Source organism: Corallococcus sp. AB045 (assembly GCF_003668895.1).
GTDB classification, from domain to species: domain Bacteria; phylum Myxococcota; class Myxococcia; order Myxococcales; family Myxococcaceae; genus Corallococcus; species Corallococcus coralloides.
The window spans coordinates 1-10,938 of record NZ_RAWN01000262.1; the positions used below are offsets into that span (position 1 = coordinate 1).

The following is a 10,938-nucleotide window of genomic DNA, read 5'->3' on the forward strand; positions in this document are numbered from 1 at the left end:
TATAAGAGACAGCCTGAGTCCCCCGCCCCCTCCGTCCACCTCCCACCGGGCCCTCGTCGTGGCGCGAGCGCTGGCGGTGCTCGGTGGGTTGGGCTGGTTCCTGTGGCTGGGCGGCGGGCCGGTGCTGCCGCCCACGCGCATCGACTGGATGATGCGCGAGGACTGGGCCGCGCACATCTTCGGCTGGCTCTTCTTCCGCAACGCGGACTGGACGCTGCCCCTGGGCGCGGCGCCCAACCACTTCTACCCGTACGGCTCGTCGGTGGCGCTCACGGACGGCAACCCGTGGCTGGCGCTGCTGCTCAAGCCCCTGTCGCCGCTGTTGCCCGTGGACTTCCAGTACACCGGGCCGTGGCTGGCCCTGTGCTACGCGCTGATGGGGTACTTCGGCGCGCGGCTGGTGGAGACGGTGTCCCCGCGCCCGGTGCCCATGGTGCTGGGCGGCACGCTGCTGGCGCTGTCGCCGGTGATGGCGGCGCGCTTCGGCCACCCCACGCTGTGCGCGCACTGGCTGCTGCTGGCCCTGCTGTGGCTCAACCTGCGGGACATCCCGGACGCGCGCGCCGCGACGCGGAGCCTGGGCCTGGCGGCGCTCTTCAACGCCATCGCGTCAGGCACCCATCCGTACTGGGTGGCCATGTTGATGCCGCTGACGCTGGCGCTCGGGGTGCGGCTCGCCTGGAGCCGGAAACTCGGCCCCGCGCGCGTCGCGGCGCTGTGCGGGGGCATCGCGGCGCTGGACGTGGGGCTGTTCGCCCTCTTCGGCTACTTCGGCGGCGGCGGGCTGGGCGCGGAGGGCTTCGGGGACTTCTCCGCGGACCTGGCCACGCTGGTGAACCCCATGGGTTGGGGGCGCCTGTTGCCGGACCTGCCCGCCGCGCCCCGGCAGGGCGAGGGCTTCGGCTACCTGGGCGCGGGGGCGCTGCTGCTCGGCGTCGTGGCTTGCGTGAGCCTGTTCGCGCGCAGGCGGGAGGCGCGCACGCTGGACTGGCGCCGGGTGCTGCCCGCGGCGGTGGTGGTGCTGCTCATGGCCGTCTACGCGCTGTCGTCGCGCGTGACGTGGCTGGGCCAGCCGGTGGCGGACCTGGGCGCGCTGTACGCGCCGCTGACGAAGGCGACGAACGCGTTCCGCGCCTCCGGCCGCTTCGTCTGGCCGCTGCACTACCTGCTCGTCGTCGGCACGGTGCTGGTGGTGGCGCGCCTGTGGCGCGGCGTGCCCGCCGTGACCGTGGCCGCGCTGACGGTGGCGCTGGCGCTCCAGGCGTACGACGTGCGCGAGGAGAAGAGCGCCCTCTTCAAGCCCGTGCGCTTCCATCGCCTGAAGTCCGCGGAGTGGGACGCGCTGAAGGGCTCCTATCAACACCTGGCCCTCTTCCCGCCGCAGGTGCAGTGGGTGTGCCGCTACGACGAGCCGCTGGTGAACGCGCTGGCGTATCAGGCGTACCGGCTGAAGCTGACGTTCAACAGCGGCTACGCGTCGCGCACGCCGGAGGCGCTGGCGGCGGAGTGCCGCGCGCCACTGCCCTCGGGCGGCCTGGACGCGAGCACCGCGTACGTGGTGCTGCCGCCGCACGTGCGGCCCTTCCTCGACGCGGGCGCCAACTGCGGCCTCGTGGAGGACCTGCCGGTGTGCGTGGTGGGGAGCAACACGGATGCGTTCGCGCAGGGGCTCGCGCGTCAGCCCCGCCGCTGACGCGAAGCAGCACTGAAAATCCTTTCAGTCCCCTTCCGCTCCGCTGTTACCTTGCAGGTAGCCCCGGTTTCCCACCGGGCGCACTGCGAGGGGAGCGACGATGCCTGCGATGACGAAGCACGCTGCGGGGACGGTGTCCTGGGTGGACCTGGCGGCCTGGGACCTGGAGAAGGCCCGGGACTTCTACGGGGCGCTGTTCGGCTGGACGTTCGACCCCACGTCCAAGGACAACGGCTACTACACGATGGCCCGCAAGAACGGCCAGCACGTGGCGGCGATGATGCCTCGTCCCAAGGACGCGCCGTTTCCGCCGGCATGGAACACCTACTTCGCCGTGGAGAGCGTGGACCGCTCCGTCGCCCGTCTGAAGGAGCTGGGCGGCAAGGTGATGATGGAGCCCATGGACGTCATGGAAGCGGGGCGCATGGCCTTCTGTACGGACAACACCGGCGCGGCCTTCGGCTTCTGGCAGCCGAACCTGTTCACCGGCGCGGGCCTGGTGAACGAGCCCGGCGCCGTGGCCTGGTTCGAGGCCAAGACGCGCGACGGCGCCAGGGCCGTGGCCTTCTACAAGGACCTCTTCGGCATGACGGCGGACAAGATGCCGGACGACCGGATGCAGTACTGGGTCCTGAAGAAGGACGGCGGTGAGGCGGCCGGCGTGATGCAGTTCGACGACAAGACGCCCGCCGAGGTGCCGGCCCACTGGATGGTCACCTTCGCCGTGGCCAACACCGACGAGGCCGCGGCCACCGTCACCGCCAAGGGCGGCAAGGTCATCATGCAGCCGTTCGATTCACCCTACGGCCGCATCGCCATCGTGGCCGACCCCGGCGGCGCGGCCTTCGGCGTCATCACCCTGGCCCGGCCGGCGTAAGGGCCGCCATCGCGGCGGCCATCACCTGCTTCACCGGCACGCCCGCGGCCCGGGCCAGCCGGACGCAGTCGTCGAACTCCGGGTGCGCGTTGAGCACCCGGCCGTCCCGCAGGCCGCGCTTCACGCGGACCTTGCCCCAGGGCGTGTCCACCTCCACGAAGTCGCGCTCCAGCGCGTGGCGCTCCACCCGGTGGTAGCGCACGCCCAGCGACGTGGACTCGCGCAAGAGCACGTCCACCACCACCTCGCGCAGGCCGCCCTCCACCAGCGCGCCCAGGAGGTGCGCCGGCCGGCCCTTCTTCATCACCACCGGAGACACCCACGCGTCCTTCGCGCCGACCTCCAGGAGCCGCTCCACCAGGTGCGCCAGGAGCTGCGGCGTGGCGTCATCCAGGTTCGCCTCCACCACCCACAGCCCTTCGGTGGCCTGCGTCTCCACGCGGCCCAGCGACGCGCGCAGCACGTTGGGCCGGTCGCGGAAGTCCTTCGTCCCCACGCCGTAGCCCACCTTCTCCACGATGAAGTCCGGCGGGTGGCCAATCTTCGTCAGCACCTTGAGCAGCGCGGCGCCCGTGGGCGTCGTCAGCTCGCCCACGCCCTCGAAGCGCACGGGCACGTCGCGCAGAAGCTCCAGCGTCGCGGGCACGGGGATGGGCATCTGGCCGTGCGCCACGCGGATGGTGCCGCTGCCCAGCGGCGGCGGCGCGGCGTGCACCTCCGGGTCGCCCAAGAGCTCCAGCACCACGGCGGCGCCGCAGATGTCCACGATGGAGTCCACCGCGCCCACCTCATGGAAGTGGATGGCGTCGATGGACACGCCGTGCACCTTCGCCTCGGCCTCGCCGATGGCGCGGAACACCGCCAGGGCCCGCGCCTTCGCGCGCTCCGGCAGCGTGGGCGCGGCTTCAATCAGCTGACGGATGTCCGCGTAGGCGCGGTGCGGGTGCGCTTCCTTCGCGTCCAGCACCACGTCCAGGTGCGTGCCGCTGATGGCGTGGCGCACCGCGCGCGACACCGCCAGCTTCCAGCCCGGCACGTTGAGGCCGGACAGCGCCTGCGCAATCGCGTCCGGAGAGACGCCCAGGTCGATGCCCGCCGCCAGGAACATGTCCCCGGCGATGCCGCCCACGGGCTCCAGGTAGAGGATGCGCCGCATGGCCTGTCAGCTCCGTCCCTTGGTGCGGGAGATGAGCGCCGCGTAGAAGCCGCCGCCGAACCCGTTGTCGATGTTCATCGTGGCCACGTTGGAGGCGCACGAGTTCACCATCGAGAGCAGCGCGGAGATGCCCCCGAGGTTCGCGCCGTAGCCCACCGACGTGGGCACCGCCACCACCGGGATGCCCACGAGGCCGCCCAGCGCGGACGCGAGCGCGCCCTCCATGCCCGCCACCGCCACGGCGACGTGGCACTCCTGAATCTCTTCACGCCGGCGCAGGAGCCGGTGGATGCCCGCCACGCCCACGTCGTAGACGCGCCGCACGTCCGCGCCCATGGCCTGCGCGGTGAGCGCCGCCTCCTCCGCCACGGGGATGTCGCTGGTGCCGCCCGTCACGATGGCGACGCGGCCCGCCTTCACCTTGCGCTGGGCCAGATGGAAGATGCGCGCCACCGGGTGGTACTCGCCCTTGGGGAAGCGCGCCACCAGGGCCTCGGCCTTGTCCGGCTGCAGCCGCGTCACCAGCACCGTCTGCTTGCGCTCCACCAGCGCGCCGACGATGCCCAGCAGCTGCTCCACCGTCTTGGGCTCGCCCAGCACCACCTCCGGGAAGCCGAACCGCAGGTTGCGGTGCGTGTCCACCGTCGCGTAGCCCAGCTCCGCGTACGGCAGGTCCTTCAGCTTGCCCACCGCGTCGTCCAGGCTGACCTTGCCCGTCTTCACCTGGCCCAGCAGGGCCCTGAGCGCCTTCTCGTCCATGGGCGAGCGGTCTACCCCAGCCGCCCCCGCGCCTCCAGGCGGACCTAGAGGCCCAGCCGGGACAGCAGCGCCTGGGCGCTCCCGCGCTCCAGCACCAGCAGCATCTGTCCGCCCAGCGACGTGGGCCCGGACGCGGAGAAGCGCGCCGCCAGCACCACGCCCGGCCCCGGCTCCATGTCGCCCAGCACGCCCGCCAGCACCGGGCGCACCGGCCCGCGCTGGAGGTGGGGCACGGAGGGCAACAGCCGCCAGCCCGTCAGCCGCCCGATGGCGGACAGGCACGCGCTGGCGAGGATGTTCGCGGCCTCGGCCAGGGCGCTCTCGCGCTCCTCGGGGGACGCGGGGTGGCCGCGCACCAGCGCGGACTCCAGCGCCTCCGCGTCCACGGACGGCAGCGCCAGCACCAGCGCGCCGCGCAGCTCTCCCGTCATGCCCAGGCGCACGGCGACGGCGGGGGCGTCGTCCGCGAAGAGCGCGGGGCCCTGGATGGCGTCCGTGACCCGCACCTCGGGGACGGACAGGTCCACGCGGCCACCCATCAGCCGGGCCAGGGCGTTGGCGCCATGTCCACAGCCGATGTTGGCCACCTCGCGCAGGGCGTCGAGCTGCGCGTCACTGGGCAGGGGGGGGCTCACGCGGTCAGTAACCTCGGGACGTCCAGGATGAACACGGGACGACCGCTGCCCAGGATGGTCACGCCGGACAGTCCCGGCAGCAAGTCCAGGGGGCGGGACAAGGGTTTGAGCACGACTTCCTCCTGCCCCAGGAGGCGATCCACCGCCAGCGCCACCTTGCCGGTGCCGGCGTCGCCCTCCATCACCACGAAGGGCCGGTAGCCGGGCATGGGGGACGCGGGCACGCCCAGGAGCACCTCCAGCGCGTGCACCGGCAGCAGACCATTGCCGTGCGGCAGGAGCGCCGTCTCACGGCTCTTGCTCAGGGACTGCGGATCCGCCTCCGTGGCGCCCACCACCTTGGCGATGGGCAGGCCGAACACTTCCTCCCCCACCTCCACCAGGAGCAGGTGCACCACGGCGACGGTGAGCGGCAGGCGCAGCGTGAAGACCGTGCCCCGGCCGCGCTCGCTGTCGATTTCGAGCGTGCCGCCCACGCTCTCCACCACGCGCTTCACCGCGTCCATGCCCACGCCGCGGCCGGAGATGTCGGTGATGTCCTTGGCGGTGGAGACGCCCGGCAGGCACGACAGGAGGAACGCGTCGCGGTCCGCCATGCGGTGGGCAGCGTCCTCGGTGATGAGCCCGCGCTTGAGCGCGGAGGCCTTGAGCTTCGCCGGGTCCATGCCCCGGCCGTCGTCCTCGATGTCGATGATGACGCGGTCGCGCGCACGGCGCACGGTGACGGTGACGCGGCCGCGCGCGGACTTCTTCGCGGCCGCCCGCTCCTCCGGGGACTCCAGGCCGTGGTCGATGCAGTTGCGCAACAGGTGCAGCAGCGGGTCGGCCAGCTCGTCGAGGATGGCGCGGTCGAGCTCGATTTCGGCGCCGGTGATGACCAGCTCCACCTCGCGCTCCTTGCGGCGGGCCAGGTCGCGCGCGGCGCGGGGCAGCCGGTCGGTGATGAGCGACAGCGGCGTCATGCGCGCGCTCATGACCTTGTCGTGCAGGTCCTTCACCAGCGTGTGCAGCCGGTAGACGCCCTCCTCCAGCGCGGGGCGCGTGTTCTCCGGCAGCACCTTGCCCACTTCGCGCAGGCGCGCGGTGGCGAGCATCAGCTCCCCCACCGTGTCGAGGAAGTAGTCGAGCAGCTCCGTGCGCACGCGCACCGTGCGCGAGCCCGCGTCCGCGGTGGCGCGCGCCGCGTCCGAAGCGGGCGCCACGACGGGGAGCACGGGCGGCTCCGGGACGGCCGGGGCGACGGAGACGACCTCCACCTCCGCCACGTTGCGCAGGGCCGCCTGGATGCCGGCGTCGCCCACGCCGGTCTCCACGTCCACCTGGATGTAGCCGTCCGGGATGCGGCCGGCCTTGAGCTCCTCCAGGGGCGGGCGCAGGTCCACCAGCGTGCCCAGGGAGGACAGCCGCTTGTGCACGAGGAACGCGCGCACGCCGGGCACCTGACAGGTGGGGGAGATGCGCAGGCGCACCGACCAGCGGGGCGCGCCGGACTTGCCGTCCGCGCCGATGGCGGCGGCCTTGAGCCCCGAGACCAGCGCCACCACGGAGGCGGAAGGGTCGTTCTCCGGCACCACCGCCAGGGACCGCGCGGCCGGGGCGCCGTAGAGGGCCTCCGGGCCGCTCAGGTCGCGAGGCGGCATCAACGTGGCCGGAGGCATCACCGCCAGGGCGGAGGGCGCCGCCGCGGCAGAAGCGCCCGGACCGGCTGTTCCCACGGCCGCGTCACCGCCGGACGTTCCCGAACCGGCTGCCCCCGGGCTCGAAGGCTCGGTCCCGCTCGACGCGGAGGTTCCCGAGCCCGAAGCCTCCGCGCCAGAGGCGCCCGACGCACCGGCCGCGCTACCCGGCGTCCCCGAACCCGACGCGGGCCCGGCGGAGCCACCCGGCGTCCCCGAACCCGAGGCACCCGAAGGGCCCTCGCCACCTCCCGAGCCCTCCCCGTCGTCTCCGGACGGGGTCTCGGGCTTGAGCACGGAGACCTGGGCCACGCGGGTCGCGGCGGGGGCGTGGCCGGTGAGTGACTGCACGCGGGTGCCCAACTGCTTGAGCAACCCTTCGGCCTGCTCCGGTTCACGGTTGGCCGAGACGGCGCGCACCTGGGCCGTGAGCATGTCCGTGGCGTTCAGCAGCAGGTCCACCAGGTCCCGGTCCAGGAGCTTGCGGTCCTGCCGCACCGCGTCCACCAGGTCCTCCACCCGGTGCGCCAGCATCGCGATGGGCTCGAAGCCCATGGACGACGCCATGCCCTTCACCGAGTGGGCGTGCCGGAACATCGAGTCTACGGTGCTGGCGGTGGCCTCGCGCTCCAGCTCCACGAGGTCCCGTCCGAGCGCCTCCAGGTGCTCGGTGGCCTCCGAGATGAAGAGGCCCAGATACCGGGACATGTCCATCGTCATGACCCGGCACCTCCTTCACAGGCGGAAGGGGCCGCGACCCGGGCGGGAGCGGTCCCTCGCGCGCCGATTCAGGCCTCGCCCAACACCTTCTTGACGACCGCCAGTACGTCCTCCGCCCGGAACGGCTTGACGATGAAGTCCGAGGCACCCGCCTCGATGGCCTCCATCACCAGACTCTCCTGCCCGAGCGCCGAGCACATGATGACGACCGCGCTGCTGTCGGCCTTGATGATTTCCCGCGTGGCTTCAATGCCACTCTTGAAGGGCATCACGATGTCCATCGTCGTGAGGTCCGGCTTCAACTCCTTGAACTTCTCCACGGCCTCCAGGCCGTTGGCCGCCTCACCGACGACCTCGAACCCTCCAGACGCAAAGATGTCCTTGATCATGTTGCGCATGAAGATGGCGTCGTCGACGACCAGCACCCGCTTAGCCATGTGAAGAACTCCGCCTCCGTTTCAGGCCTAGAGGGAGCGCACCCTATCACCGGCCGTTTCCGGGGGGCTACTCACTTGGAGGGAGTGAACAAGGCAACGACCGCCGCATCAAGTCCTTCCGGATCCAGCACGGTCACTCCCAGACCGCCCAGGCGGGCAACGCCGCGAACCGCGGGCATGACCTTGCCCGGCGCGGCGCTGACGCGCTCCACCGCTTCGATGCCGTCCACGTCCGTCACAAGGAGGCCCAAATCCCTGCGACCCCGGTCCAGTAGCACGACACGGCACAGGGGCGTGGGACCTTCTGGCAGGTGGAGCAGCTGGCGGAGCTCCACCACCGTCACCACCCGGCCGCGCAGGTTCATCACCCCGGTGATGGCGGCCGGGGCCCGCGGTACACGTGTGTAGCGCTCCGGGGGGACGACCACCTCCCGGACGGCCGACAAGGGCAACCCGTAGCGTTCCTTCTCGACCCGGAAGATGACGTGCCGCACGGTGAAGGCCCTTGTGCCGCGAGGCGGCGACAGGCGGGGGACGGGGCGCTCAGGGCCCCAGGCGGAAGCTGCGCACCACGCTCTGCAGCTCCACGGAGAGGTTGGTCAGCTCGCTCGCCAGCGACGTCATCCGAGACACCGCGGCCGTCTGCTCCTGGATGACGGCCTGGATGGCCTCCGTGGAGCTGGCGTTGTTCTTCGCCACGAGCTTGATCTCCTCGATGGCCTTCACCATCTCCTCGCTGCCCTTCATCTGGTCGCGGGTGCTGTCGGAGATGAGCGTCACCTTCTCCGCGCCCTTGCGGGCGGTGTCGGTGATGGCCCCCATGGAGCGCATGATGTCGGTGAGGTCCTCACGGCCCTCGGCCAGCTCCGCGATGCCTTCCTTCATGGCGCTGACGACGGAGGTGGACTGGCCGGAGATGTCGCGCGCCAGACGGGAAATCTGCTCCGCGGAGCGGCCGGCGCTCTCCGCCAGCTTGCGCACTTCATCCGCCACCACCGCGAAGCCGCGGCCGTACTCGCCCGCGCGCGCCGCTTCGATGGTGGCGTTCAAGGCCAGGAGGTTCGTCTGCTGCGCCACCTGGGTGATGGCGTCGACGATCTTCGAAATCTCCTGCGTCTTCTCGCCGAAGGCGAACACCTGCTGGCTGGCGGACTCGATGCGGTTGAAGACCTTCTTCACCTTGTCGCCCGCGAGCCGCGCCGCCTTGGAGCCGTCCTCCGCGCTGCTGCTGGTCTCCGCGGACGTGCGGGCCGCGTCCAGGGCGCTGGCCGCCGTGCGCTGGATGCTGCCGGCCATCTCCGTGATGACCTTGGAGGCCTGCGACACCAGCTGCGACTGGGTCTCCGCGCCGCTGGCGATCTTCTCCATCGACGAGCCCACTTCCTCCGTGGACCCGTTGACGTTCTCCGCGCTGCGCTGAAGGTCGATGGCGGTGTCCGCCACGCTCTTGGCGGTGTCCTGAATCTTGCCCACCAGCTCGCGCAGGTTCTCCTGCATGCGGGAGATGGCGCCCGTCAGCTCGTCGATTTCGTCGCGGGTGCTGTGCACCTCCGCGGCCACGGGCTTGGACAAATCCCCCTGCGAAATCTCGAAGGCGGAGCGGCTGAGCACCTTCACGCGGGTGACGCGCGCCAGCAGCGACGGCAGGAACGCGGCGCCGCCAAAGGTGATGAGCACGCCCACACCCACCCGGACGATGAAGCTCCAGCGGCCCCAGGACGCGTCGAAGAGGCTCTCCGTGCAGAGCAGCCACGTGCCCAGCAGCAGGCCCAGCAGGATGTAGCCGGTGGTGATCTTCCGGTGCAGGGACTGCTCGCGAACCACCTTGGGGCCGTCGACGGCGCGCAGCAGTCGCTGCACCGGCTCGCGTCGGGGGGTGAGGCCAGAGGAGGGGTCGTCGCGAAGGGGGCGGCGCACGGGGTGCTTTCAGCGGGAGGGGCGGAAAACAGCCCAGGGGTTTAGCCTTGCTGTCCGGTACGGGTCAATCATCCGGCCGGATCTGCCTGCCTGTCCGGGCGAAGTGATCGAATCCGGCTGGAGGGGTCAGAACATGCCCCCCTGCGTCCCGGATTCGCAACGTCCGCTCCCGGGTAAGCACTCCCATGCGCGTCACCTCCTGCCCGGCGCGGGCACACGCGCGCTCGAACGCCTGCATGCTCGAAGGTGGGACGGCGAGCAGCAGCTCGTAGTCCTCCCCTCCCCGCAGGGCACCTTCTGGCCCCAGCGCCGCGCGCACGGCGGGTGACAGGGGCAGCCGGTCCAGCTCCAGCTCCACGCCCACCCGGGACGCGGCGCACAGGTGGCCCAGGTCCTGCGCCAGTCCATCCGACACGTCCATCCCGGCGGAGGCGAAGCGCGCGGCCAGCTTCCCCAGGGCGATGCGGGGCTCGGGGCGGCGCTGGCGCTTCACGGCCGCGCCCCGCCGGACGCCGGCCTGGAGGTGCTGGAGCCCCAGGCGCGCGTCGCCCAGCGTGCCGGAGACATAGAGGAGGTCTCCGGGCCGGGCGCCCGAGCGGGTGAGGGGCGCGCGGGACAGCTCCCCGGTGACGGTGAGGGTGACGGACACCTCGCGCGCGGAGGTGAAGTTGCCGCCCACGAGCATGATGCGGTGGGCCTTCGCGAGCGCGGCCATGCCCCGGCCCATGGCGGACAGCTCGCGGGCGGGGAAGTCCCGGGGCAGCGCGAGCGCGCAGACGAACCAGCGCGGCGTGGCGCCCATGGCGGCCAGGTCCGACAGGTTCACCGCGAGCGCCTTGTGGCCGATGTCCGCGGCGGAGAACGTCTCGCGGGTGAAGTGCACGTCCTCCACCACGGCGTCGGTGGTGACGCACAGCGCGCCCTTGGATGGGGCGAGCACGGCGCAGTCGTCCCCCGGTCCCACCGGCACCCGCGCGCGCGGGAAGCAGGCGAGGAAGCGTTGGATGAGGTCGAACTCGCCGGGCATGGCGGCACTGAAGACCACGCTCGCGCAGGGGGACGCAATGA

At 71.8% G+C, this 10,938-nt stretch carries 10 protein-coding genes; 2 read left to right on the plus strand and 8 right to left on the minus strand.

Annotated elements, in window-relative coordinates:
* Nucleotide 1: 1 nt before the first annotated feature.
* The gene (locus tag D7Y21_RS37125) at nucleotides 2-1,693 is read left to right on the plus strand and encodes a DUF6311 domain-containing protein (protein ID WP_121718216.1); all 1,692 of its coding nucleotides are present in this window, start codon (nucleotides 2-4) and stop codon (nucleotides 1,691-1,693) included.
* Between the two features lie 109 nt (nucleotides 1,694-1,802).
* Nucleotides 1,803-2,570, plus strand: a complete 768-nt coding sequence (locus tag D7Y21_RS37130; protein WP_233612438.1) for a VOC family protein — start codon at nucleotides 1,803-1,805, stop codon at nucleotides 2,568-2,570.
* Here the strand turns inward: D7Y21_RS37130 and larC are convergent.
* The 8 genes from larC to thiL all read right to left on the minus strand — a co-directional run bounded on the left by larC (nucleotide 2,548) and on the right by thiL (nucleotide 10,897).
* Entirely contained in the window at nucleotides 2,548-3,726 is a 1,179-nt protein-coding gene (gene larC / locus D7Y21_RS37135) for a nickel pincer cofactor biosynthesis protein LarC (protein ID WP_120561106.1), read from the minus strand. The genes D7Y21_RS37130 and larC overlap by 23 nt on opposite strands.
* Nucleotides 3,727-3,732: 6 nt before the next feature.
* On the minus strand, nucleotides 3,733-4,485 hold the full coding sequence (larB, locus tag D7Y21_RS37140; protein WP_014400064.1) for a nickel pincer cofactor biosynthesis protein LarB: 753 nt from the start codon (nucleotides 4,483-4,485) through the stop codon (nucleotides 3,733-3,735).
* Nucleotides 4,486-4,529: 44 nt separating this feature from the next.
* Nucleotides 4,530-5,120 (minus strand): chemotaxis protein CheC, encoded by a 591-nt coding sequence (locus D7Y21_RS37145; protein WP_120561105.1) that lies wholly within the window; start codon nucleotides 5,118-5,120, stop codon nucleotides 4,530-4,532.
* Nucleotides 5,117-7,516, minus strand: a complete 2,400-nt coding sequence (locus tag D7Y21_RS42435; protein WP_199735565.1) for a chemotaxis protein CheA — start codon at nucleotides 7,514-7,516, stop codon at nucleotides 5,117-5,119. The genes D7Y21_RS37145 and D7Y21_RS42435 overlap by 4 nt, the downstream gene beginning before the upstream one ends.
* A 68-nt stretch (nucleotides 7,517-7,584) precedes the next feature.
* Nucleotides 7,585-7,953, minus strand: a complete 369-nt coding sequence (locus tag D7Y21_RS37160) for a response regulator (RefSeq protein WP_014400067.1) — start codon at nucleotides 7,951-7,953, stop codon at nucleotides 7,585-7,587.
* Between the two features lie 71 nt (nucleotides 7,954-8,024).
* Nucleotides 8,025-8,447, minus strand: coding sequence for a chemotaxis protein CheW (locus D7Y21_RS37165; RefSeq protein WP_014400068.1), 423 nt, complete (start codon nucleotides 8,445-8,447; stop codon nucleotides 8,025-8,027).
* A 49-nt stretch (nucleotides 8,448-8,496) separates the two neighbouring features.
* Nucleotides 8,497-9,870, minus strand: coding sequence for a methyl-accepting chemotaxis protein (locus D7Y21_RS37170; RefSeq protein WP_120561103.1), 1,374 nt, complete (start codon nucleotides 9,868-9,870; stop codon nucleotides 8,497-8,499).
* Nucleotides 9,871-9,934: 64 nt separating this feature from the next.
* Nucleotides 9,935-10,897 (minus strand): thiamine-phosphate kinase, encoded by a 963-nt coding sequence (thiL, locus tag D7Y21_RS37175; protein ID WP_121718218.1) that lies wholly within the window; start codon nucleotides 10,895-10,897, stop codon nucleotides 9,935-9,937.
* Nucleotides 10,898-10,938 lie beyond the last annotated feature (41 nt).